The following is a 23,725-nucleotide window of genomic DNA, read 5'->3' on the forward strand; positions in this document are numbered from 1 at the left end:
GCCAAGGACAGCCGGAGAAACCCCAGTTCAGAGGCCCGAATAGGAGTGCAGACCGTTAAAGAACTGGTTGACGATGGTGAAATTGAAGACCACGCAGAGGTAGCCGACGATCGACAGCCACGCGGCGCGGGTGCCGGTCCAGCCGCGCGTGGCGCGGGCGTGCAGGTAGCCCGCGTAGACCACCCAGATCACGAAGGTCCAGACTTCCTTGGTGTCCCAGCCCCAGAACCGGCCCCAGGCTTTTTCAGCCCAGATGGCACCGAACATGAGCGTGAAGGTCCAGCCGATGAAGGCGATGGCGTTGATGCGGTAGGACAGGTTTTCCAGGCTCAGTGCCGAGGGAACCAGGCGCATAAAACCAAGCTTGTCAGCACCACCGGCTGCCACCGTCTTTTGCCGGTGGGACTGCACCAGTTGCAGGGCGGACATGGCGAACGTGAGGGTGAAGAGTGCGGAGGAGAGCACCGCGATGGAGACGTGGATGATCAGCCAGTAGCTCTGCAGCGCAGGGACCAGGTGGCCCACGGGGGTCCAGTAAGCAACCGAGGCGGCCACCAGCATGATGATGGCCAGGCCCACCACAAACGTGCCCAGGAACCGCAGGTCGCGGCGGATCAGCACCAGCAGGAAAACCGCCACCGCCACAAAGGCGCCGGTGGTCAGGAACTCGTACATGTTGCCCCACGGCACCCGGCCTGCACCCACGGCACGCGTGATGACGCCGGCAGCATGGATCAGCACACCGAGAACGGTGAGGGCAACGGCGACCCGCGCCGGAACGCGGCGTTCCGCCGCATAGCGCATATCGGCGTCGGCCGTCTGCCCTGCCCCGGAAGCGTCGCCGCCCCGCTTGGCCACGGACGACGACGGCCGCTCGGCCCGTCCCACGGGTCCGGCCAGGTGCGAGTCCACCCTGTCCGTTGCCACACTGTCGGCTGCCGCGGCAGAACCAGCAGACGCACCAGCAGACGCACCGGCGCCGGCCATCGCGGGCACCTTGGTCCCGGCAGCCTCGGCCGCCTTCAGGTCAATGGCGCGCAGTGCCCTGCTGCTCTTCGCGAGGTCCCAGGCGAAGGCGATGAAGGCCACGGTGTACGTGCCGGCTGCGAGCAGCATAAACAGCTCGCTGTACTGGCCCATGGTTTCGTTAATGGCGAACGGCATTACTGGTCCTTTTTCGGCCCGGTGGGGCCCGCTGGGGTGGTGACAGAGTCTGCGCCATTATCGCCCTGGCGGCTGGGAGTTTGCTGGGTGACGCTGGAGTCGGAACCGTCAGCAGATTCGCCGGAATCGGAATCCGCAAGCTGCCACTCTTCGGACAGCAGCTTCCTGACGGCAACCGCTTCCGCGGCGAGCCGGTGGTCCTCACCGCGGGCAAGCAGGCCATACTCCACCATGGTGCGGCCGTCCTCGTGGGTCCCGGTCCGCACCCAGACGCGGCGCCGGTTCACGTAGAGCGAGACGATCAGGCCGCCCACGGCCAGCAGCGCGAAAATGAGGGCGTAGAGCTGGCCCGGGTTGTGGTGGATGTCCACGCCCACGTACCGCTTCACGCTGTCAAAGCTGATGCTGCCCTTGCCGTCCGGCAGGGTGTAGGTGCTGCCCGGAGCCAGGGTGATGCCGCCGGCGTCCAGGTTGCGGGCGTTCAGCGGCGTGAGGTCACTGACGTCGAGCTCAAAGACGTTCTGCGGCGAGCCAGCGTCCAGGCCTAGGTCCCCGAAGTACGAGTTCAGGGTCAGCTGCGGGTTGAAGAGGTCCGGATCGCCGCTGAAGGACACCCCCTCCTCGGTGATAAACGCCGTGGGCAGGAAGAACCCCACGAAGCCCAACTGTTCGGGACGTGCGTCGGGGACCTTGATCACCAGGGACGAGTAGTAGTTGTCACCCTGGAGCTTGGCCACCACGGGACCCTGCATGGCCACGTTGCCGGCGCCGTCACGGATGGTCACCACGGGCGCGTAGCCGTTGCCGGTGAGGTAGATGCTGGTGCCGCCCAGGGTCACGGGATCGTTGACCTTCAGGACTTCCTGCTTGGCGGGCGAGTCCGGGGTTTCCCGCGTGGTGACTTCGGCGTTGAAGTCGATGGGCTGGCCGATTTTTCCTGGTGATTCGCGGTCAAACAAGACGTCGAATTTGTCCAGCTGGATGGAATACGGTTCCAGCTGGCTGGACTGGAAGTTGGTGCCGGGGGTGAACTGGTCGTAGCCCACCAGGGTGTTCACAAAGGTATCGCCCTCCACCAGGATGCGCTGGCCGCTGTAGCCGAACAGGCCGCCCACGGCCACCGAAACCAGCACGCCGATCAGCGACGTGTGGAACACCAGGTTCCCCACTTCCTTGGCAAAGCCGCGCTCGGCACCCAAAGACGGCCGCGCGCCGTCGTCGTCCCTCACGTCAACGCGGTAGCCGCGCTTCTTCAGCACCCCGGCGGCGCTGCGGATGGCGTCCGACGCCGGGAGGCCGGCGTCGGCGGGAACCACCAGGGTGCCGTACTCGGGGAGGCGGGAGAGACGTTTGGGGGTCCGCGGCGGCTGGGAGCGCATGGCCCTGTAGTGGGCGATGGCGCGCGGGACCACGCAGCCGATCAGCGAGGTGAACAGCAGGATGTAGATGGCCGAGAACCAGGCCGACGAGTAGACGTCGTAGAGCTGCAGGGTATCCAGCAGCTTCCCGTAGTCCGGGTTGTCCTTGATGTACTGCGTCACGATGGACGGGTTGGCCGGGCGCTGCGGGAACAGCGAACCGGGCACCGCGGCGACGGCCAGGAGCAGCAGCAGGAACAGCGCCGTGCGCATGCTGGTCAGCTGGGTCCAGGCCCAGCGCAGCATCTCCACCGGCCCCAGGACTGGCAGCGCCGCCTCGGTTTTGGCGGCGGCAACGGGTGCCGGGGACTTCTTGTTTGCTTTCACGCGCTCGCTCATCAGATCGGCAACTTCACATCGGTTTGGAACCAGTACTGCAACTCGGTGACCCAGGTGCCCCAGATGCCGCTGGCCATCAGCAGGCCGAGCACCACCAGGATCCCGCCGCCGATCCGCTGGATGGCCAGGCGGTGCGTGCGGAAGAAGGACATCACGCCCATGCCGCGCCGCACCGCCAGGGCGATCAGCAGGAACGGGATGCCCAGGCCCAGGCTGTAGACAAACGCCAGGAGGGCACCCTTGGCTGCGGAGGAACCGCCGGACAGGCTCAGGAGCTGGACGGCAGAGTAGGTGGGCCCGATGCACGGGGCCCAGCCCAGGCCGAACGTGAGGCCCAGCAACGGCGCGCCCCACAGGCCGGCCGGGGGCTTGGCATGGATCTTCGCATCACGCTGCAGCCAGCCGAAACCGCCCATAAACACCACGCCCATGAGGATGACCAGGAGCCCCAGCAGCTGGGTGATCCAGGCATTCTGCGAGCCGGTGATCAGGGTGCCGAGCTGGCCGAACGCGCCGCCCAGAAGCACGAAAATCACCGAGAATCCCAGCACAAAAAGCCCGATGCCCGCCAGCATCCGGCCGCGCTTCTGCTTCTCCAGGTCCACGCCGCTCAGGCCGGTGACGTAGCCCAGGTAGCCGGGCACCAGGGGCAGCACGCACGGCGACAGGAAGGACACCAGGCCGGCGAGCAGCGCCACCGGGATGGCAAGCAGGAGCGAGCCGTTCAGGATGGTTTCGGCGAAGGGGCTGTTCACGGTCCGGGGCCGCCGCTACTCTGCCACGGCGGCGGTGATGAGGGCTTTGAGGGTGCCCTTCTGGATTTCGCCCAGCACGCGCGAGGCCACGCGGCCCTGCTTGTCCAGGACCAGCGTGGTGGGGACTGCCCCCGGCGGGACCAGCCCGGAGACGGCCAGGAGCACGCCGCCGTTCTTGTCGTCGAAGCTGGGGTAGGTCAGGTTGAAGGTCTTGTCGAAGGCCTCTGCGGTGCCTTTTTCATCGCGGAGGTTGACGCCAAAGAACTGCACGCCCTGGTCCATGAAGTCCTGGTGCAGCTCTTCCAGGATGGGTGCTTCAACGCGGCAGGGTGCGCAGGCGGCGAACCAGAAGTTCAGGACGGTCACCTTGCCCTGGAAGTCCGCTGGGGCTATCTGCGTGCCGTTGAACAGCGTGCCGTTAATGGCGACTGCGGCCTTGCGGTCCGCCGCGGTGAACTCGGTCACCGAGCCGTCCCCAGCCACGTAGTTCTTGTTGTCGCCGGCTTTGGCCTGCTTGGCGAGGGCGTCTTCCTGCGCACAGGCGGACAGGCCCAGGGTCAGGGCGGTCAGGGCGGCGCCGCCGGCCGCGAGTACGGCACGGCGGGACGCTGTGCCTGAAATTGCGCGGGATGTTGCGCGAGGGTCAGTCATGTCAGGCTCCGGGGGTGCTGGCGGCACCGGGAAGAAGTACGGCAGCGGGCTCACTGTACTCAACGCGCAGGAGCGAGCCGTCGTCGTCGAACACCAGGGAGGTGATGGACGTCAGCGTGCACTCGCGTTTGCGCGGGTCATGCCACAGCGGCCTGCCTTCGGCGCTGAGGCGGGTGGCCCAGATGGGGAGCTGGTGGCTGACCATGATGGCTTCCGGGCCGTCGGTTCCGTAGTCGCCGGCGGCCAGTTCGATGGCCCGGAGCCGGGCGTCCTCAACAGCTGACATGACACGCGCGGCCTGCGCCTTGTACGGTTCGCCCCAGGACGGCCGGAACGGGTTGACCAGGTGGGGCCAGTGCTTGGGCTTCCGGAGCTCGGCCTTGGTGACCTTCATGCCCTGGAAGTAGTTTTCCGCTTCAATGATGCGGCTGTCCGTGTGGAGTTCCAGACCAAGCGCCTCTGCCGTGGGGGCCGCTGTTTCCTGCGCCCTGACCAGCGGCGACGCCGCGAGGTAGACGATCCTTGCCCCGCGCGCGGCACGCTCGGCGAAGTGGTCGGCGAGCATCTGCGCCATTTCCCGGCCCAGCTCGGAGAGGTGGAATTCGGGCAGCCTGCCGTACAAAACGCGGTCAGGATTGTGGACCTCGCCGTGGCGGAGCAGATGGACAGTGGATTGGGGCATGTTTACCAGTTTCTCAAAGATGGCGTGCGATCCGAAATCTTCTACATCCAGTAGAACTGAAATTTTTGGAAAAATGTTCCGGAACCGGGAACAAAACATGCAAACGCATGTTTATACTGGATGCAGCGGATAGTTGAGGATTCAACAGATGAAGCGTCAAGCTATCCGGAAGCACCACCCGACAAACCCAAGGAGAAACACCATGACTCTTCCCGCAGACGTCACCACCGGCACCTGGACCCTCGACAACTCGCACAGCGAGATCGCCTTCACCGTCCGGCACGCCGGCATCAGCAAGGTCCGCGGCCAGTTCAAGGATGCCGTGGCAACCCTGGACCTCGCCGACAACGTGGCCGATTCCAAGATCAGCGCCACCATCCAGACCGCCAGCTTCGACTCCGGCGATGTCAACCGCGACGGCCACGTCCGCGGCGAAGACTTCTTCGACGTCGAGGCCTTCCCGGAAATCTCCTTCGTCTCCAACGGCCTCGTGGCCAAAGGCAACAGCTACGAGCTGACCGGGGATCTCACCATCAAGGGCGTCACCCGCCCCGTTGCCCTTGAGACCGAGTTCAACGGCGTGGCCGTGGACCCGTTCGGCATGACCCGCGCCGGCGTCTCCGCTGAAACCACCATCAGCCGCAAGGACTTCGGCCTGACCTGGAACGCCGTTCTGGAAGCCGGCGGCGTGCTGGTCAGCGACAAGGTTGCCATCAACCTGGAGCTCGCGTTCATCGCACCCGCAGCCTAGCTTTTCTTCCCGAAGCACCCCGGCCGCCACTTCCCCGGAATCTGGCGGCCGGGGTGCTTTGTTTAATCCCCTAGATACCGGCGGATCCGCGGTCTACAGTGAGACCCATGAGCAACAGTGAAGTACCGCAGCCCCAGCAGCCCCAGCAGCCCGGCGCCGAGCAGCCCGGCGCTCAGCCGCCCGTCACTCAGCCGCCCGTCACCCAGCCGCCCGTCACCCAGCCGCCTGTCAGCAACGTTCCCCCTGCCGGCAGTGTTCCTCCCGCGGGCTACCAGCCGCCACCCGCCTACCCGCAGCCGGGCCAGGCGTATGGCCAGCCGGGCCAGGCGTATGGCCAACCGGGCCAGCCGGGCGGGTTCCGCTTTGAGATGCCAACCGACGGCCCCCGCAACTTCAACGACGTTATGCCCAAGGCCGGGTTCTCCGGCATGTTCAGCGTGACCGGGCTGTCCACCGAGCTCAAGGTCTCGTACTGGATCTGGCTCATCGGCGGCATGCTGGGTGTGTTGGGCGGCCTCTTCGGAGTGCTTGTCACTCTTGCATTGTTCACCGTGGCGCCCGGATTGGCTGCGGTGATCCTCCTTCTGGTCCTGGTGGCACTGGCCCTGGCCGCCGCCCAGATTGTCCTGGTCCTGAAGATGAAGGAAGGCAAGGAATGGGCCCGCCTTGCGCTCACCATCGTGGCCGGCGTTTCGCTGGTTCTCGCCGTGCTCGGCGGCAGCGTGGGCGGCGGCGGCATGGGCCAGGGCATCGGCAACAACTGGCTGGGCTTCCTCATCAGCGCCGCGGCAACGGTGCTCATGTGGCTGCCGAACTCGCAGGCCTGGTTCAACTCCGTCAAGGGCCGCGCGTAGACCGGATCCAGTAGAAACACAGTCTTGCGCGACCCCCGCTGAGTTCTGTGGGAATACCTCTCCGGAATGATCCCCCGCGGCACCCGCCGGGGGTACGGTGGGAAGTAAGCCGTACTGGGGGCAGGCCAGTTGGACTGCACCCAGCCGCCGAACTGACATCCGACCTGCAAAGGACCGCTCATGAGCACGCCTGTCCCGCCTCCCGTCCCAAACGAGCCCGAGCCGGGCAACCAGCCGCCAGCGCCCCGATACGGCGAGAACAGCCCGCAGTTCGGGCAGCCCACACCGCCGGCGCCACAGTACGGGCAAAACGCCCCGCAGTACGGCCAGCAGTACGGCCAGCAGACTCCCCCGGCACCCCAGTACGGGCAGAACGCCCCGCAGTACGGCCAGAACAACCCGCCGCAGTTCGGCCAGCCCACGCCTCCGCCTTATGGCCAGCAGCCGTACGGGCAGTCCCCCTACGCGCAGTACCCGTCCGAACAGCCGCAGGCCACGGGATCCAACGGGGTTCCCCAGCTGGTCAACATCTCGTTCTGGCTGCTGATTGGCGCGGGTGTTGTGTATGTCATCAGCCTGCTGATGGGCATTGGCATGCTCGATGACCCGGCGATGCGCCGCGCCTTCGAAGACGCCATGCGCAGCGGTGGCGCTACCGGCACGGAGTTTGCCTTCGACGATTTCAAGGGTGTCCTCGCCGGGTCGCTCGTGGTCTTCGCCATCATCGGCGCTGGGTTGTACGCGCTGGTGGCGTTCTTCGTCCGTAAGGGCAAGAACTGGGCCCGCATCCTCGGTACCGTTTTCGCGGCACTGTCCATTTTCGGCCTCTTCGGACCACCGAGCCTCGGAACCGTGGGGACGCTGGCCGGGATCGCAGCGATCGTGCTGCTCTACCTGCCGGCCGCGGCACCTTACTTCCGCAAGCAGCAGCCGTTCGCTAACCCGTACGGCGCCCCGGGCACCACGCCTGGCAACCCCTACGGGCAGTAGTACCAACGAGCCGCATCCACACCCTAACGGGCGTGGGCCCCATCAGCCGCCGACGAACTAGGCGGTCTGGTCCGGGGTCTGCGCCCGTTGTGCGTGATAGGCGAGGATCTGCAGTTCGGTGGCCATATCCACCTTGCGGAGGTTGACGCCCTCGGGGACCTGCAGCATAACGGGGGCGAAGCTCAGGATGCTGTGGACACCCGCCGCCACCACGCGGTCGCACACGGCCTGCGCCACGTGGGCCGGAAGTGCCAGGACCACCATGTTGGCGCCCGTCCGCTGCAACACGGCCTCCATGTCCGCAGCGTCGCTGACGCGCAGCCAGCCCACCTCATTGCCCACCACCATCTGGTCGGCGTCGAAAATTGCCACGACGTCAAACCCGCGGGACTCGAAGCCGCCGTAACGGGCCAGGGCCTTGCCGAGGTTACCCGCGCCAACAATGGCGACCTTCCAGTCGTGGGTCAGCCCCAGGGCCGCGGAGATGTGACGGCTCAGGTACTGCACTTCGTAACCCACTCCGCGCGTGCCGTAGGAACCCACATAGGAAAGGTCCTTGCGCAGGGTTGACGAGCTCACGCCTGACGCTTCCGCCAGCGATTCCGAAGATACCCGTTCGACGCCGTCGGACAGCAGCGTGTTAAGGGCGCGCAGGTAGATGGTCAGCCGGGCCACTGCTGCGGGCGGTATTTGCTTGGTGGACTCGGCGCCGTGGACGGGCTGTGTACTGTGGCCAGCCTCTGTACCTTGGACAGCATGGGGAGATGAATCCAGTGAAGTCACTATCCCCTCCATCCCATCGCGTCGTGACTCCACTCTAGAGCCCCGCCGCTGGTGCCAACAAAGCCGGTGTCATTCTGCGAGGCCGCTTACCGATTGGGCCATGGCGCGTTTGAGGACGCGCTCCAGCCGGGCTTCGTCGATCTTCCAGAAATCGCGTTGGATTCCATCCACCAGGACTACGGGGATTTCCTCCGCGTACCGCTCACGCAGTTCCGGCATCTCGTCCACCTGCTGTTCCGTCCACCCAAGTCCCAGCAAGGCAGTAACGCGTCCGACGGCGTCGCGCGCCCCTGCACACAGGTGACAGTCTGCTTTGGTGATGAGGACTACCTCGGGTTTTGCCATGCATTAACCGTATCGCCCTTCAGGGCAGAGGACAGTGGCCGACGGCGGGGCGTACGGCGACGCGGGTATCCGGGCGAGCGCTGGCACTCGCACTAGCACTCGCGCTGGCATTGAAATCTTGGTCACCGAGTATTGACTAGACTCGTGGACATGCCCGAGGAGAAGTACGTCGCTGTGGTGACCCAGCCGGATGCGTTGATGCAGACCGGCGAAGCCGCCTTCTTCGACGTCGATAACACCCTCATGAAGGGCGCCAGCCTCTTCCATGTTGCCCGCAAGATGCACCAACGCGGCGCCTTCACCCTGACGCAGGCTGCGGGGTTCGCGTGGAAGCAGTTCAAATTTGTGGCGCGCGGCGAGAACATGGACGATGTCCACGCTGTCCGCGACTCCGCCCTCACCCTCGCCGAGGGCATCACCGTGGAAGACGTCAAGGCCCTGGGCGAAGAGGTCTACGACGAAATGATCGCGTCCAGGATCTGGCCCGGCGCCAAGGCACTGGCGCAGCAGCACCTGCGCGTGGGCCGGCGGGTCTGGCTGGTTACCGCAACCCCCATCGAGGTTGCCGCGGTCATTTCCACCAGGCTCGGCCTGACCGGAGCCTTGGGCACCGTGGGCGAGGTTGCCGACGGCATGTACACCGGCCGGCTTGTGGGCGACATCCTGCACGGTTCCGCCAAGGCAGTGGCAGTGCAGGCCCTGGCCCACGCCGAAGACCTGGACCTCAAGCGGTGCTGGGCTTACAGCGACTCATACAATGACATCCCGCTGCTGACCCTGGTGGGGCACCCGGTAGCCATCAACCCCGATGCCAGGCTCCGCCGCCACGCGCGGGACAACAACTGGCCGGTCTACGACTTCCGTTCCGGCCGCCGCGCCGCAACCGTGGGCCTCAAGGCAGCAACGGCCGGCGGCGTAATTTACGGACTTTGGAAAGGCTTCGCCCGCATCCGCGGCCCGCGCATTTAGGAACCCGACCCGCCAGCTGCTGCGTCTCGCGTAGGAGCGCATCGCGGCCGAACGCGGGACGAAGGTCGCCCAGCGACCGTAGGAGCGCCTTTCGGCTGTGTCTAAGAGCCTGTTCCTAAACCTGTTTGCCCAAGCGTTTGCTGGTGATTCTGATCATTGTCCAGCGGACCATGGCTTCGTGGTGGGCCGATCGCGTCGACAATGGCCCGGCGGCAGTGGGCCTCGGGTCGTCCGCCGGCGCCGTTGATGAAGGCCGGGTCCGGCAGTAGCGGATCGATCACCCTCCACTGCGCGTTCGTGGTGTCGGTCGGATACCGGCGTGCACGCGGTGCCGGGCACGAGTGGAAGGGAGCGAAGCGGCAACACCGGGCCGCAGCCTCAATAGCGCTTTCATCCTGGGTACGGCAAACTAACACGAAGGAACTCCCGTGAACCGGCGATGTAGACAATCACCGGATTAACAGGAGTTCCGCCTCATTAAAAGCCGCCACGCCGCACTACCGTTCGTCTCCGGGCGCCACAGGTTTGGGAAAAGGCTCTTAGCGGGGGCGGAAATCCGCATCTGCTGACGGTCCGCCCATCAGGAGCAGCCGTAGACGCCCTCGTTTGTTTGACCCGGATGGAAACGGAGGCAGAGGCACCGGCCGCGTAGATCTCCCCGGCACACGATCCGTGGTTCATCGTCCATGATCAGGGGTTGAAAAACTCGTGAATAGATGCAGAACCGTTTCATTATCGTCGCCGAATCTTGCTTGTTTGCCGTCGTCTGGGAGCACAAACTGAACGCATCACACCGCACCGCGAACGGGAGCGGGGGGTGCCATCCCACTACATGGCAATGAGGCCATCACGTCCAGTGGACGTCTTCACTCGCAATCCCTTGAGCAATCAGGATGTAAAAATGAGCATCAACTTCCGGGCACCGTGGGGACGGCTGCCCAAGCATTCCGGACCCGGAAACGGGATCCCCGCCCGCGGGACCATGTCCCAAACGCTGCCGAATGCAGCGCGACCAAAGCGCCGGCGCATCATGGCGAAGGTACCCGCCCTACTGGCGGTCCTGGCGCTGACCGCAGGACTGGGACTCGTTGTGCCCGGCACCGCCTCGGCGGCCCCCTTCTGCGGAATCACCTGGGGTTCGCTGGCCAAGTCGACCGCCACGCTGGCGTTGGGTCCAAGCCAGGATCCGATCACCAATATCCGCTCCGGGCGCCACGCCTGCTTCGACCGCCTGGTGGTGGACGTCAACGGCGAGGTCCCCAGATACACCGTGCGCTATGTCAGGGCCGTGACACAGGACGGGTCCGGCTTCACCCTTCCGCTGCGGGGCGGCGCGTTCATCGATGTGACAGTCATGGCACCGGCCCATGACCAGAACTACAACCCGACCTACACCCCGGCGAACCGGGACGAAGCGGTGAACGTTGCCGGCTTCCAGACCTTCCGCCAGGTGGCATTCGCAGGCACCTTCGAGGCGGTGACGGAGATCGGGCTAGGGGTCCGCGCACGGCTGCCGTTCCGGGTATTCACGCTGGCCGGCCCGGGCAACGGGTCTCGGCTGGTGATCGATGTAGCACACCGCTGGTGACGCCTGGGACCAGCCAGCCAGGGTGCTGAAGAACGACGGCGGCGCCCGGGCTCCGCATGAAGGCGATGCCGTTAGGGCGCGCACCAGGCAGTAGTTCTAAGGGTGGGGCTTGCGGGATCCGCAGCCCCCACTTTCCTGGGTGACCATAGGGGCGGCTACTCCCTTTGACCAAGGAACTGAGACGCCGACGTCATGCAGGATGATCTTTGCAGTCAAAGCTTCGTTTCCAGCCAGCGACTCTGCCTATGAACGTGAACCGATCGCATCCGCACCTGGGCGGTGACCCCGAAAGCAATTCAGTCCTCGGTCTGTCGGCCGGTGAAGCCAGGACCTGGCGCGATATGCCCGCCAGGCGCCGGAGGTAAGCCTTCTCCGCGAGGAAGTCGATGAGCTCGTGGACTCCGTCAGCAGCGACGACCACGCCGGCATCGGATGGCCGTGGACCACCTCACGGCTCTGGGCCACCGCAGAATCGTCCTTGTCGGCGGCGGAACAGCCGTGCGAACTGCGGTCCCTACGGACGTCTCTGTCCTGGGCTACGACGACAGCCAGTTCACCCGGCTCAGCTACGTGCAGCTGTCATCCATCAGCCAGGACGCGCCGCTGCTTGCCCCTGCTGCTGTGGACCGCACGGAACCCAATCGCCAGCCCATGTCGTCAGCACGCCTCACCTGGTAGTCCATAAAACCCACAGCCCCGCCCCGATCCCCGCAAGCTGCCGAAATGCCCGCCAGGCCGCTAGGCGCAGCACCCGGTGAGGGTTCGGCCTAGGCTAAGAGCCTGCCCCTACAGAGTTTAGGAACAGGCTCTAAGCGACGGCGAGACACAGCAGGTGGCGACCACGCAGACAAAAAAATGCCCGCTGCCGTGAAGGCAACGGGCATTTCACGCTTGTCGAAGTATCTCTACTTCTTATTGCGGCGCTGGTGACGGGTCTTACGAAGCAACTTGCGGTGCTTCTTCTTGGCCATACGCTTGCGACGCTTCTTAATAACTGAACCCACGAAAGTTCCTCACAAACTAGATGCAGTACCTGTCTGATGGAAATGGTCCGTGGACAGAGCTACAGACTGAAACAACTGACAGATTCTTACAATGACGTAAAACGTTCCTTAACAGGGTACCGCTTCTTGGCGATGCCCACTGACCGCAGGTAATGCTCAGGCGGTTTCGGAGTGCCCGTCCACCACAGCACCCTTGAGGTACTGCTCGACGGCACTCTCCGGCACCCGGTACGACCGGCCGAAACGCACCGCAGGCATTTCGCCTGAGTGGACCAGCCGATAGACGGTCATTTTGGAGACGCGCATGACCTCGGCCACTTCGGCCACGGTCAGGAACTTCGCGTTCGAGAAGTTCTGTTCTGCGGACATTTCCCTATTCCTTTGCTGATGGATGACGACAGTACCCCAGCTTTGATTCATATGCGGTGTGCCGATGCTGAGCCATCCACCAACCATGTGTTAGATACTCTAGAGGTTCATGGGGCTGTAGTGAAAGTCATCCGGGCAATCATTAAGCGGTCCGGCGCTTCCGGGCGGACGCCGCGAGCTGGTCGAGGACCGAAACGGAGACGTCCCAATCCATGCACGCGTCCGTGACACTCTGCCCGTAGACCAGTTCCGCCCGACCCGCCGCATGCTCGCTGACATCCAGGTTCTGGGCACCGCCCACCAGGAAGCTCTCCAGCATGACACCCGCGATGGCCTGAGCCGCCTCGCCGCCGTCCTCCAGCTGTGCGCCGATTTCCAGCGCCACTTCCGCCTGCCGGTGGTGGCTCTTGCCGCTATTGGCGTGGCTGGCGTCCACGATCAGCCGGGGGTTGAGCCCCTTGCCGGCGAGCTTGGCGGAGGCGCTTTCGACGTCGGCCGCTGAGTAGTTGGGCCCCTTCCGTCCACCTCGGAGGATGACGTGGGTGTCCGGGTTCCCGGCGGTGGCCACCAGGGCGGCCCGTCCGTCGCCGTCGATCCCCAGGAATGCCTGGGCGGCAGCGGCGGCGCCGCACGCGTCGAGCGCTACCTGGAGGTCGCCGTCGGTCCCGTTCTTGAAGCCGATGGGCATGGAGAGACCGGAGGCAAGCTGCCGGTGGATCTGGCTCTCGGTGGTGCGCGCCCCGATGGCTCCCCACGAGATGAGGTCCGCCATGTACTGGGGGCTGGTGGGTTCCAGGAATTCGGTGGCCGTGGGCAGACCCAGCGCGGTGACCTGCTGCAGGAATTCCCTGGCGGTCCGGAGCCCCGTGACCATGTCGTGGCTGCCGTCCAGGCGAGGATCGTTGATCAGGCCCTTCCAGCCCACCGTCGTGCGGGGCTTTTCGAAGTAGGTGCGCATCACGATCAGGAGGTCGTCACGGTGCTCTTCTGCCTGGCTGACTAGCCGGCGGGCGTATTCCAGTCCAGCCTTGGGATCGTGGATGGAGCAGGGGCCCACGATGACCAGCAGCCTGTCGTCCACGCCGTCCATGATGGCGCGGACTTCGTCGCGGCCACGCTCGACGACGTCCGTCACCCGGGCGTCCAGGGGCAGCTCGGCGATGAGCTCCTGGGGCGAGGGCAGCGGCGTGAATTCGCTGACGCGCAGATTGGACGTGGATTTCGAGGGAGTGGCTGTCGCGGTGCTCATGTTCGGGTCCTGTTCCAGATAGGAAGCGGGCCCAGATCAGAACCCGCCGGAGAAATGGCGAAGGGCAGAGAATGATCTCTGCCCTGTTGGCTCTGAAGGAAGATGGATGCGTGTCAGTTAGACGCGGGCTCCTCCAGAGCCAACGAAAAATACGCATACCAACGGTTTGTCATAGGCAAACCATAACCGCGGGCTGTGACCGCCGCAAAATCGCGGCCGTAACGTTGCGCGATGTCAGCCCAGGAGCTCGCGGAGGTACTGCAGTTGCCTGATCCAGTGGTGCTCCTGGCCGCCCTCGTGGTTGTTGAACCGGTAGACCTCGATCTCCTTTTGTGTCGCGGCGCCGCCGCCGTAGGCATTGAAGCTGGCGAACACCGTGGACGGCGGGCAGACATCGTCCATCTGTGCCACCGAGTACAGGGCAGGCGCCGTGGCCGCCCGGGCCAGGTTGACGCCGTCAAAATAGTTCAGGACCGCGAGCATGGGCTCATACCGGTCCCGGTGCCTGCCCAGGAAAGCCGCGATTTCCGGATAGGGGCCGCGGGCCGCAATGTCTATGGACCTGGGTAAGTCCTGCAGGAAGGGAACGTCGGGCAGCGCGGCGATGACGCCGTCGAGCCTTCCCGCCACCAGCCCGGCAACCGCCACCGCAATGCCGCCGCCCTGGCTGATCCCGGCCACGACAACGCTCGCAGGATCCACCTCCGGGTGGGACTGCGCCGCTTCCACCGCGCGGAACGCGTCCACGTATACGCGGCGGTAGTAGTAGTCCTCGCGCCTGTTGGCGCCCCTGGTCATGAGCCCCGCGTAGGCCACCTCGCCCGCAGACGGGTGGGGATCGGCCGTTTCGCCGAGGATCCCGCCGTAGCCCTGGCCGCGGGTGTCCATGATGAAATGCGCATAGCCTGCCTGCGCCCATTTAGTGTCCTGGTTGACCAGGCCGCGTCCGCCCGAGTAGCCGATGTACTGGACAACGACGGGCAGCCGGGTTCCGGCGCGCCGATTCGCCGGGAGGTGCAGCCAGCCCTTGATCGGTGCACCTCCGTAGCCGGCGAACGTGACGTCGAAGGTGTCGACGACCGACAGGTAGTTCTCAACGGGCTCGAACGTGACGTTGAGCGGGAACGTCCGGGCTTCGTCGAGGGTGGCGTCCCAAAAGTCCTGCAGGTCGGCGGGCGGCGTGACCCTCGAGGTGTAGCTGCGGAGCTGGTCAAGGGGAAGGTCGAAGAGGGGCATGCTGCTGTCCGGTCCTGTCTCGTGGGTGCTATCGGAGATCCTACGTCACGCAAACCACCCAAGGGCACCCACGTTTGAGCGCGAAGGGACACTTGGGGCCTGCCTCCGGGCGCGAGCGGACATTTGAGGCCCCGACTCCGGGGCTCAAATGTCCTTTCGCGCTGGGGTGGCGGGTGGTTACAGGCGGGAGAGCTGTGGCGTGAACGTCTGCAGCTCGTGCGATGACACCACCAGGCGGCGCAGTTCCGTGAGCCCGCCGCTGACGACGCCGGCTGCCCGGGCCTGGACCAGGACATTGCCGACGGCGGTCGCTTCTACGGGTCCTGCCACCACCTTCTTGCCGGTGGTGTCGGCCGTGAGCTGGCAGAGGAGCCCGTTCTGGGAGCCGCCACCCACGACATGGACCACGTCCACGGTGCGGTCCGCCAGGCGTTCGGCGTCCGCGATGGCCCGCGCGTAGCCGGTGGCGAGGCTGTCCATGATGCACCGCGTAATGGCCGCCGGGTCATCAGGCAGGAGGTCCCCGGTGTGGCGGACCGTGGCGCGGATGCGGTGGGGCATGTTGTCCGGGGCGATGAACGCTGAATCGTCCGGATTAATCTGCGGGCCGCCCGGGGGCAGCGCCGCGGCGGCGTCGAGCAGATCAGCGAGTTCCGGGGTGAAGCCCTCCGCGGCCCAGGTCCGCTGGCATTCGCTGAGCAGCCACAACCCGCCCATGTTGCGGAGGTAGCGGATAGTGCCGTCCACGCCGCGTTCGTTGGTGAAGTTCGCTGCCCTGCTGGCCTCGGTCAGGACCGGATGGTTCAGTTCCAGCCCCACCAGCGACCACGTGCCGGAGGAGATATATGCGAAGTTCTCTTCCTGTGCAGGCACTGCGGCGACGGCGGAGGCCGTGTCGTGCGAGCCGACGGCCACCACTTTGGTGGTGGCGGGCAGTCCCACCCTGGACGCGATCTCCGGCAGCAGCGTGCCCACGGTTTCGCCGGGCTCGATCAGCGGCGGGAACAGCTTCTTCGGCAAGCCGAGGGCGGTGAGGAACTCCGGAGCCCACTCCCCCGCGACAGCATCAAAGAGACCTGTAGTGGAGGCGTTCGTGGATTCCGTGCGCCGCTGTCCCGTCAGCAGGAACGCGATGAGGTCCGGGATCAGCAGCGCCTTCAGACCGTCCAAGTCCCGCTCGGTGGCCAGCTGGTAGAGGGTGTTGAACTGCAGGAACTGCAGCCCGGTGGTGCCGTAAAGCCGGGCAGCGTCCAGTTTCCGATGCACGGGCGCGACGGCGGCGCGGCTGCGGTCATCGCGGTAGCTGAACGGCTGGGCCGTGAGTTCCCCGGACTTGTTGACCAGGCCGTAGTCCACCGCCCAGGTATCGATCCCGATGCTGGTGATGGTTTCGTCCTGCGCCGCCGCCACGGTGGCGGCGACGGTCAGGCCCGCGAGCACTTCGGCGAACAAGGCGTCGAAATCCCAGCGGAGGCCGCCGTCGAGCTCCACCACACCGTTGGGAAAACGGTGCACCGTCTCCAGCTCCACGCCCGTTCCGTTGACCCGGCCCAGGATGACCCGGCCGGAGGAGGCGCCGATGTCGACGGCGGCGAACACCGCCCCGGCCGTGGCCGGGGCGGTGTTCGCAGCTGATTCGGTGGTGCTCATCGGAGGAAGGCTGCGGCCACCCCGGCGTCCACGGGGATGTGGAGGCCGGTGGTGTGGGACAGTTCGTTGCTGGTGAGGACCGCGGCGGCGTTGGCCACGTGCTCGGGCAGGACTTCGCGCTTGAGCAGGGTGCGCTGGGCGTAGTACTTGCCGAGTTCCTGCTCGTCCACGCCGTAGACTGCGGCGCGCTTGGCGCCCCAGCCGCCGGCGAAGATGCCGGAGCCGCGGACCACGCCGTCGGGGTTGATGCCGTTGACGCGGATGCCGTGTTCGCCCAGTTCGGCCGCGAGGAGCCGGACCTGGTGGGCCTGGTCGGCCTTGGTGGCGGAGTAGGCGATGTTGTTCGGGCCCGCGAACACGGAGTTCTTGGAGGAGATGTAGATGATGTCCCCGCCCATGTCCTGGTCGATCATGACCTTCGCTGCGGCCTTCGAGACCAGGAAGGATCCCTTGGCCATCACGTTGTGCTGCAGGTCCCAGTCCTTTTCGGTGGTCTCCAGCAGCGGCTTGGAAATGGACAGGCCGGCGTTGTTGACCACCAGGTCCAGCCCGCCGAACGCCAGCACCGCTTCCTGGATCGCGGCTGCGATCTGCGCTTCGTCGGTCACATCTGCCTGGACACCGATGGCGACGTCCGCGCCGCCGAGCTCCGCGGCGACGGCCTGGGCGTTCTCCAGGTTCAGGTCGGCGATGACTACGCACGCGCCGTCGGACGCCAACCGGGTGGCGATGGCCTTGCCGATACCCGACGCCGCGCCGGTCACCAGCGCGATGCGGGAGGCGTGCGACTTGGGCTTCGGGAGGCGGGCGAGCTTGGCTTCCTCGAGGGACCAGTATTCGATCCGGAACTTCTCGGACTCCTCGATCGGGGCGTAGGTGGAGATCGCCTCGGCGCCGCGCATCACGTTGATCGCGTTGAGGTAGAACTCGCCGGCAACGCGGGCGGTCTGCTTGTTCGCCCCGTAGGAGAACATGCCCACGCCCGGGACCAGGACAATGGCCGGGTCCGCGCCGCGCAAAGCGGGGCTCACCGCAGTGGCGTGGCGGTCGTAGTAGGCCTGGTAATCCTCGCGGTAGGCGGCGTGCAGTTCCTTCAGCTGCGCCACCGAGTCCTCGATGGAAGCATCGGCAGGCAGGTCCAGGATCAGCGGCTTGACCTTGGTACGCAGGAAATGGTCCGGGCAGGACGTGCCCAGGGCACCCAGACGCGGGTGCTCGGCGGCTGCCAGGAAATCAAGCACGACGGCGTCATCACTGAAGTGCCCCAGCTGCGGCTTGTCCGTGGACGCCAGCCCCCGGATCACCGGGGCCAGCGCGGCGGCCTTCGCGCGGCGCTCTGCTTCCGGGAGTGCGGCGTAGCCCGGCAGCTTGGCGCCGAAGGGTTCGGCCTTGCCGTTCTCCTCAATGAACTTCTCGGCCTGCTCGATGATCCACAGCGAGTTGGCCTCGGCTTCTTCGCTGGTGGCGCCCCAGGCGGTGATGCCGTGCCCGCCGAGGATGGTGCCGATGGCTTGCGGGTTGGCGTCCTTGATCGCCGCGATGTCCAGGCCCAGCTGGAAACCGGGGCGGCGCCACGGAACCCACACCACTTTGTCGCCGAAGACCTTGGCGGTCAGGGCCTCGCCGTCCACCGCGGTGGCAATCGCGATCCCGGAGTCCGGGTGCAGATGGTCCACGTGCGCGGCGTCCACCAGGCCATGCATGGCGGTGTCGATCGACGGCGCTGCTCCGCCCTTGCCGTGCAGGCAGTAATCGAAGGCGGCCACCATTTCGTCTTCACGCTCGACGCCGGGGTAAACGGCCTTGAGTGCGTTCAGCCGGTCCAGGCGCAGCACGGCGAGGTTCCCGGCCGTCAGGGTGCCCAGGTCCCCGCCGGAGCCCTTGACCCAGAGCAGCTGGACGTCCTCGCCCGTGACCGGGTCCTTCTCGGTGCCCTTGGCCGAGGTGTTGCCGCCGGCAAAGTTGGTGTTCCGCTTGTCCGCGCCGAGGCGGTTGGAACGGGAAATCAGGTCTTCAACAGTCTTGTTGCTCATGCTCTTATGCGCCCCATCCGGCTTGCTGGCCGCCGACGCGGTCCTCGTTGATCTGTTTCTGGTAACCGCTGGCCTTGAAAGCAGCCATCGGGTCCGCGGGCAGGCCGCGGGATTCACGCCATTCGGCCAGGATGGGCCGGACGTCGGTGTAGAAGGCGTCGTTGAACACGCCGTTGGCAGCCAGGACATCCCCGGTGCGCTGGGCCTCGCCCAGGGCGGCGGTGTCCACCAGCAGGGCGCGGGCGGTCATTTCCTGGACGTTCAGGACCGAGCGGATCTGGCCCGGGATCTTCTCCTCCAGGTTGTGGCACTGGTCCAACATGAGGGCAACGTGTGAGTTCTCTCCTGCGGACGTGCCGAAGCCGCCGCCACGGATGACCTCGTACATGATCCGGAACAGCTGGAACGGATCCGCCGCACCGACAATCAGGTCATCATCCGCGTAGAAGCGGGAGTTGAAGTCAAAGGAGCCCAGCTTGCCCAGGCGCAGCAGCTGCATCACGATGAACTCGATGTTGGTGCCCGGCGCGTGGTGGCCGGTGTCCAGGCAGACCATGGCCTTCTCGCCCAGGGCAAGGGTCTGCGCGTAGGAGGTGCCCCAGTCCGGAACATCGGTGTGGTAGAAGGCGGGCTCGAAGAACTTGTACTCCAGGACCAGGCGCTGCTCGTCGCCCAAGGCCGCGTAGATCTCCTGCAGCGACTCGGCCAGACGGTCCTGACGCCCGCGCATATCGTCCTGGCCCGGGTAATTGGTGCCGTCCGCGAGCCAGACCTTCAAATCCTGCGAGCCCGTGGCGTGCATAATTTCGATGCACTCCAGGTGATGGGCGATGGCCCGGCGCCGCACCGACCCGTTCGACGACGTCAGGGAACCAAACTTGTACTCGTCGTCCTGGAACGTGTTCGAGTTGATGGTGCCCAGGCCCACGCCCAGGCCGGCCGCGTACTCCTTCAGCGCCGCGTAGTCATCCACCTTGTCCCAGGGGATATGCAGGGCCACCGTGGGGGCCAGGCCGGTCAGCTCATGCACCTTGGCCGCGTCCGCGATCTTCTCCTGCACGGTCCGCGGGGTGCCCGGCGTGCCAAACACCTTAAAGCGCGTGCCTGAATTGCCATAAGCCCACGAAGGGACCTCGATGGCAAGCTCCCCGAGCCTGCCCAGCGCCGTTGCTACGTCATTCATGTTGGTTCTTCCCGGTCTTTAGTGATGTGGTCTGTTGTGCTGTGGTTCGTGCGGCCGGCCAACGGGGCCAGCGCGTCAGCTGCTGGTGGACTCCGCCACCGCGAGCTGGTGGTCAAGATTGAAGACTTCGTCAAGGACCTGGAAAGCTTCGTCCGGGGCCTGATCCGGATTGTCGAACAATGTGGCCATCTCGGCCTGCCAGCGGGCATTGACCTCGGTCAGGGCCATCCGCGCCCGGACGGCATCGAAATCGTCGCATTCGAGATATCCGATGAGGAGCCCGTCCGCGCCCAGGAACAGCGAGTAGTTGTGCCATCCCGCGTCCTGGAGCGCGCGGAGCATCTCGGGCCACACGGCCGCGTGCCGCCGTCGGTATTCGTCGATCAGCTGTGGCTGGACCGAAGAGCGGAAACACACCCTCATCTGCGCCTCTCCTGAACTTTCCCATGTTTTGAATCGTTTCATTAGTACGATTCAAAGTACCCTTGAGACAAGAAGGTGTCAAGCAATTTCCCCGCAACGGTCCCCGGACCAGCGAAAAATACTGCACGCGGCATATCAGCACGGAGAAACATGAATCGCTCAGCCAGCATCAAGGACGTCGCCAACCACGCCAGCGTGGCCGTGGGCACCGTGTCCAACGTCCTGAACTACCCGGACAGGGTTTCACAGCGGACCAAGGACCGGGTGCTGCGCGCCATCGACGAGCTCGGCTTCGTCCGCAATGACGCCGCCCGACAACTGCGCGCCGGCCACAGCAGGACCATCGGGCTGATTGTGCTCGATGTCGGCAACCCCTTCTTCACGTCGGTGGTCCGGGCCGCGGAGGATGCCGCCGCACTCCAGGGCAGCGCCGTACTGCTGGGCGACAGCGGCCACAATGCCAGCCGGGAATCCAACTACATCGACCTCTTCCAGGAGCAGCGCGTGCAGGGCCTCCTGATCTCGCCCGTTGGAGATGTCACCGCGCGTATCGACCAGCTCCGCGAGCGCGGCGTCCCCACCGTTCTGGTGGACCGGCTCGCCGATGAGAGCAAGTACAGCTCCGTTTCAGTGGACGACGACGCCGGCGGTTACCTCGCCGCCCGGCACCTACTGGACACCGGCCGCCGTCGGCTCGCCTTTGTGGGCGGCCCCACCTCCATCCGCCAGGTGGCGGACCGGCTCCAGGGCGCGGAACGTGCCGTGAAGGAGGAACCGGATGCCACGCTGGAGGTCCTGGATTCCGACGGCCAGACTGTGCTGGCCGGCCGGAGCGTGGGCAACATGCTGGTGGAGCGCGGGGACCTGCCGGACGGCATCTTCTGCGCCAACGACCTGCTGGCACTGGGCGTGATGCAGTCGCTGACCATGACCCACACCGTGCGGATTCCCGAGGACATCGCCCTGATCGGCTATGACGACATCGACTTCGCCGTCTCCGCCGTCGTCCCCCTCTCCTCCATCCGGCAGCCAACCGAGGCCCTGGGGCGCACGGCCATCGAGCTGCTGGCGGAGGAGCTCGAGTCCGACGATCCCAAGCACCGGGCCGTTATCTTCACCCCCGAACTGGTGGTGCGCCAGAGCACCGCCCCGGCGAAGGGATCCTCCGCCGGCTAGGGGCCGCCTCTTCCAGCAGTTCCGAATTCGAGCAGTCCTGTATTCGAGCAGTTCTGGAGAAGCCTCATTGACGCCCGGACACTAGCGTGGACCCCAAGAGACCACCAAGGAAGGAACCCGCAATGACGGACACGAACAAGGCCGGCACGAGCACCAAGTCGTACGACGGCTTCGATGCGGACGAACGGGCCGCAATGAAGGAACGGGCCCAGGAGCTCAAGGCTGCATCGCGAAAAGGGGCCCGCGCCGCTAAGCCGGATGGCGAAAGCGATGTGCTCGGGAAGATCGCCGAGATGTCGGACCCGGACCGCGCCATCGCCGAACGGCTGCATGCCATCATCACGGACAACGCCCCGGAGCTCGCGCCGAAGACCTGGTACGGAATGCCTGCCTACGCCAAGGACGGCAAGGTGGTTTGTTTCTTCCAGCCCGCCGACAAATTCAAGGCACGGTACCCGACGCTCGGATTCAACGACCCCGCAAACCTCGACGACGGCAACATGTGGCCCACCTCCTATGCCCTGACCAACCTCACTGCTGCGGACGAAGAAAGAATCATCGAGCTCGTGAAGAAGGCTGTCAGCTAGCGGCTCAGCTTGCCTCGGACAGGGGCGCCCAAGCTCCCGCAATTTCCTCTTGCGAGTTCGTGCCAACGGTGGGACTCTGCTGGAAGGAGCGAGAGGTCCGTGATTCCAATGACGCAAAGCACGGAGATCGACGGCGCTGCTGTCGATGAATTACAGGCATCCTTTCGGGGCGCAATCGTCCGCCCGGACGACGCTGCCTACGACGAGCACCGCAAGGTGTGGAACGGGTCGATTGACCGCCGTCCCGCCCTCATAACCCGCTGCACCGGCGTCGCAGATGTACGCGCTGCCATCCGGCTGGCCAGGTCGCAGGACCTGCTGGTGGCCGTGCGCGGAGGCGGTCACAGCTTCCCCGGGCTGTCCGTCTGCGACGACGGTATGCTCATCGACCTGGGCCCGATGAAGGGCATCCGGGTGGACCCCGAGGCGCGGACAGTCCGTGTCCAGGCCGGCGTTCTGCTCGGCGAGCTTGATCGCGAGACGCAGGAATTCGGCCTCGCTGTTCCATCGGGAATCGTCACCCATACCGGGGTTGCGGGCCTGACGCTGGGCGGCGGCATCGGCTGGGTCATGCGGAAGTACGGACTAACGATCGATCAGCTGCTGTCCGTGGATGTGGTCACCGCCGACGGCGAGCTGGTCAGGGCGAGCGAGAACGAGAACTCCGACCTCTTCTGGGGCGTGCGGGGCGGCGGCGGGAACTTCGGCATCGTCACCGACTTCGAGTTCCGGCTGAACCCAGTGGGCCCGTACGTTATGGCCGGTCCGGTCTTCTGGCCGATGGAAGATGCCCCCGAAGTGCTCCGCTTTTACCGGGACTGGATCGCGGACTGCCCCGACGAGCTTATGACCATAGCCGTGCAGCGGAGGGCCCCGGCACTGCCGATCGTCCCGCCAGACCTGGTGGGCAAGCGCGTCCTTGCGGTCACGGCCTGCTACGCCGGACCGGTCGAGGATGGCGAACGGGTCCTGCGGCCGCTCAAGGAATTCGGTTCGCCCGTGCTCGATTTTTGCCGGCCCAAGCCATTCCTTGAGCATCAGAGGACGTTCGATCCGTCGTTCCCGCACGGCTGGCATTACTACGTCCGGTCATGCGACGTCGCAGCCCTCAGCGACGACGTCATCGACGTAGTGGTGGAGTACGGCAGCCGCATCACCTCGCCCGTCACGAGCGTCGCCCTTTGGCAGATGGGCGGTGCGGTGGGAAGGATCGACGACGGTGCTACCGCGTTCAACGGCCGCCAGGCAGGGTTCACGTTCAACATCAACGGCAACAGCAAGACCGCCGACGGCTTTGACAGCGAGCGCCAGTGGGCCCGGGACTATTGGTCTGCCCTGGCGCCCCACCACACCAGCGTCTACGTGAACTTCCTGATGGAAGAGGGCGAGGAGCGCGTCAGGCACGCGTACGGCGCCGCCAAGTACGACCGGCTCAAGGCACTCAAGCGCACATACGATCCCACGAACTTCTTCAGGCTCAACCAGAACATCAGGCCCTGACTGATGACCTTGCTATCGGATCGGAG

General features: G+C 65.5%; 25 protein-coding genes. 10 read left to right on the plus strand and 15 right to left on the minus strand.

Annotated elements, in window-relative coordinates; genetic code table 11:
- Nucleotides 1–27 precede the first annotated feature (27 nt).
- The 5 genes from ccsB to ACX80V_RS09110 are packed head-to-tail and all read right to left on the minus strand — an operon-like array spanning nucleotide 28 to nucleotide 5,009.
- A complete protein-coding gene (ccsB, locus tag ACX80V_RS09090) occupies nucleotides 28–1,164 on the minus strand; it encodes a c-type cytochrome biogenesis protein CcsB (protein WP_485842883.1) in 1,137 nt (378 codons plus the stop codon).
- Nucleotides 1,164–2,921, minus strand: coding sequence for a cytochrome c biogenesis protein ResB (gene resB / locus ACX80V_RS09095; RefSeq protein ID WP_485842884.1), 1,758 nt, complete (start codon nucleotides 2,919–2,921; stop codon nucleotides 1,164–1,166). Before resB ends, ccsB begins: the two co-directional genes overlap by 1 nt.
- Complete coding sequence (locus tag ACX80V_RS09100) at nucleotides 2,921–3,676, minus strand: cytochrome c biogenesis CcdA family protein (protein WP_485842885.1); 756 nt, start codon at nucleotides 3,674–3,676, stop codon at nucleotides 2,921–2,923. The genes resB and ACX80V_RS09100 overlap by 1 nt, the downstream gene beginning before the upstream one ends.
- A 15-nt stretch (nucleotides 3,677–3,691) precedes the next feature.
- A complete protein-coding gene (locus ACX80V_RS09105; RefSeq protein ID WP_485842886.1) occupies nucleotides 3,692–4,327 on the minus strand; it encodes a TlpA family protein disulfide reductase in 636 nt (211 codons plus the stop codon).
- Between the two features lies 1 nt (nucleotide 4,328).
- Nucleotides 4,329–5,009: a histidine phosphatase family protein gene (locus ACX80V_RS09110; RefSeq protein ID WP_485842887.1), complete on the minus strand. Its 681-nt coding sequence runs from the start codon at nucleotides 5,007–5,009 to the stop codon at nucleotides 4,329–4,331.
- 202 nt (nucleotides 5,010–5,211) lie between these two features.
- Here ACX80V_RS09110 and ACX80V_RS09115 point away from each other — a divergent pair, with 202 nt between their 5' ends.
- The 3 genes from ACX80V_RS09115 (at nucleotide 5,212) to ACX80V_RS09125 (ending at nucleotide 7,604) form a co-directional block, all read left to right on the plus strand.
- The gene (locus tag ACX80V_RS09115) at nucleotides 5,212–5,760 is read left to right on the plus strand and encodes a YceI family protein (protein WP_252570272.1); all 549 of its coding nucleotides are present in this window, start codon (nucleotides 5,212–5,214) and stop codon (nucleotides 5,758–5,760) included.
- A 107-nt stretch (nucleotides 5,761–5,867) separates the two neighbouring features.
- On the plus strand, nucleotides 5,868–6,614 hold the full coding sequence (locus tag ACX80V_RS09120; protein ID WP_485842888.1) for a hypothetical protein: 747 nt from the start codon (nucleotides 5,868–5,870) through the stop codon (nucleotides 6,612–6,614).
- A 180-nt stretch (nucleotides 6,615–6,794) separates the two neighbouring features.
- Nucleotides 6,795–7,604, plus strand: a complete 810-nt coding sequence (locus ACX80V_RS09125) for a hypothetical protein (protein WP_485842889.1) — start codon at nucleotides 6,795–6,797, stop codon at nucleotides 7,602–7,604.
- 57 nt (nucleotides 7,605–7,661) lie between these two features.
- Here the strand turns inward: ACX80V_RS09125 and ACX80V_RS09130 are convergent, their stop codons facing one another.
- Nucleotides 7,662–8,387 carry a redox-sensing transcriptional repressor Rex gene (locus ACX80V_RS09130; protein ID WP_485842890.1) on the minus strand — a complete coding sequence of 242 codons (726 nt, stop codon included), beginning with the start codon at nucleotides 8,385–8,387 and terminating at the stop codon, nucleotides 7,662–7,664.
- A 69-nt stretch (nucleotides 8,388–8,456) separates the two neighbouring features.
- Entirely contained in the window at nucleotides 8,457–8,732 is a 276-nt protein-coding gene (locus ACX80V_RS09135; RefSeq protein ID WP_485842891.1) for a glutaredoxin family protein, read from the minus strand.
- 150 nt (nucleotides 8,733–8,882) lie between these two features.
- Between ACX80V_RS09135 and ACX80V_RS09140 the strand changes: the two genes are divergently transcribed.
- The 4 genes from ACX80V_RS09140 to ACX80V_RS09155 all read left to right on the plus strand — a co-directional run bounded on the left by ACX80V_RS09140 (nucleotide 8,883) and on the right by ACX80V_RS09155 (nucleotide 11,967).
- Complete coding sequence (locus tag ACX80V_RS09140) at nucleotides 8,883–9,701, plus strand: HAD family hydrolase (protein WP_485842892.1); 819 nt, start codon at nucleotides 8,883–8,885, stop codon at nucleotides 9,699–9,701.
- A gap of 143 nt (nucleotides 9,702–9,844) precedes the next feature.
- Complete coding sequence (locus ACX80V_RS09145; protein WP_485842893.1) at nucleotides 9,845–9,970, plus strand: hypothetical protein; 126 nt, start codon at nucleotides 9,845–9,847, stop codon at nucleotides 9,968–9,970.
- Between the two features lie 761 nt (nucleotides 9,971–10,731).
- Nucleotides 10,732–11,289, plus strand: a complete 558-nt coding sequence (locus tag ACX80V_RS09150) for an AMIN-like domain-containing (lipo)protein (protein WP_485842922.1) — start codon at nucleotides 10,732–10,734, stop codon at nucleotides 11,287–11,289.
- A 438-nt stretch (nucleotides 11,290–11,727) separates the two neighbouring features.
- Complete coding sequence (locus ACX80V_RS09155) at nucleotides 11,728–11,967, plus strand: substrate-binding domain-containing protein (protein ID WP_485842894.1); 240 nt, start codon at nucleotides 11,728–11,730, stop codon at nucleotides 11,965–11,967.
- A gap of 227 nt (nucleotides 11,968–12,194) precedes the next feature.
- Here the strand turns inward: ACX80V_RS09155 and ACX80V_RS09160 are convergent, their stop codons facing one another.
- The 8 genes from ACX80V_RS09160 to ACX80V_RS09195 form a co-directional block, all read right to left on the minus strand.
- Nucleotides 12,195–12,293, minus strand: a complete 99-nt coding sequence (locus ACX80V_RS09160; protein WP_003792170.1) for a 30S ribosomal protein bS22 — start codon at nucleotides 12,291–12,293, stop codon at nucleotides 12,195–12,197.
- Nucleotides 12,294–12,449: 156 nt separating this feature from the next.
- On the minus strand, nucleotides 12,450–12,662 hold the full coding sequence (locus ACX80V_RS09165) for a helix-turn-helix domain-containing protein (protein ID WP_058931377.1): 213 nt from the start codon (nucleotides 12,660–12,662) through the stop codon (nucleotides 12,450–12,452).
- A gap of 142 nt (nucleotides 12,663–12,804) precedes the next feature.
- Complete coding sequence (locus ACX80V_RS09170) at nucleotides 12,805–13,911, minus strand: 3-deoxy-7-phosphoheptulonate synthase (RefSeq protein WP_485842895.1); 1,107 nt, start codon at nucleotides 13,909–13,911, stop codon at nucleotides 12,805–12,807.
- A gap of 234 nt (nucleotides 13,912–14,145) precedes the next feature.
- Nucleotides 14,146–15,147 carry an acetylxylan esterase gene (locus ACX80V_RS09175; protein ID WP_485842896.1) on the minus strand — a complete coding sequence of 334 codons (1,002 nt, stop codon included), beginning with the start codon at nucleotides 15,145–15,147 and terminating at the stop codon, nucleotides 14,146–14,148.
- Nucleotides 15,148–15,324: 177 nt separating this feature from the next.
- Nucleotides 15,325–16,797 (minus strand): rhamnulokinase, encoded by a 1,473-nt coding sequence (locus ACX80V_RS09180; RefSeq protein WP_485842897.1) that lies wholly within the window; start codon nucleotides 16,795–16,797, stop codon nucleotides 15,325–15,327.
- Nucleotides 16,794–18,830, minus strand: a complete 2,037-nt coding sequence (locus tag ACX80V_RS09185) for a bifunctional aldolase/short-chain dehydrogenase (protein WP_485842898.1) — start codon at nucleotides 18,828–18,830, stop codon at nucleotides 16,794–16,796. The genes ACX80V_RS09180 and ACX80V_RS09185 overlap by 4 nt, the downstream gene beginning before the upstream one ends.
- A gap of 4 nt (nucleotides 18,831–18,834) precedes the next feature.
- A complete protein-coding gene (gene rhaI, locus ACX80V_RS09190; RefSeq protein ID WP_485842899.1) occupies nucleotides 18,835–20,013 on the minus strand; it encodes an L-rhamnose isomerase in 1,179 nt (392 codons plus the stop codon).
- Between the two features lie 75 nt (nucleotides 20,014–20,088).
- Nucleotides 20,089–20,436 (minus strand): L-rhamnose mutarotase, encoded by a 348-nt coding sequence (locus tag ACX80V_RS09195; protein WP_485842923.1) that lies wholly within the window; start codon nucleotides 20,434–20,436, stop codon nucleotides 20,089–20,091.
- A 150-nt stretch (nucleotides 20,437–20,586) separates the two neighbouring features.
- Between ACX80V_RS09195 and ACX80V_RS09200 the strand changes: the two genes are divergently transcribed.
- From ACX80V_RS09200 to ACX80V_RS09210, 3 genes are all read left to right on the plus strand, one after another.
- Complete coding sequence (locus ACX80V_RS09200) at nucleotides 20,587–21,612, plus strand: LacI family DNA-binding transcriptional regulator (RefSeq protein WP_485842900.1); 1,026 nt, start codon at nucleotides 20,587–20,589, stop codon at nucleotides 21,610–21,612.
- 122 nt (nucleotides 21,613–21,734) lie between these two features.
- Nucleotides 21,735–22,199 carry an iron chaperone gene (locus ACX80V_RS09205; RefSeq protein WP_485842901.1) on the plus strand — a complete coding sequence of 155 codons (465 nt, stop codon included), beginning with the start codon at nucleotides 21,735–21,737 and terminating at the stop codon, nucleotides 22,197–22,199.
- A gap of 108 nt (nucleotides 22,200–22,307) precedes the next feature.
- Nucleotides 22,308–23,699 (plus strand): FAD-binding oxidoreductase, encoded by a 1,392-nt coding sequence (locus tag ACX80V_RS09210; RefSeq protein WP_485842902.1) that lies wholly within the window; start codon nucleotides 22,308–22,310, stop codon nucleotides 23,697–23,699.
- Nucleotides 23,700–23,725 lie beyond the last annotated feature (26 nt).

The sequence above is a fragment of the Pseudarthrobacter arbutini genome, assembly GCF_054510915.1.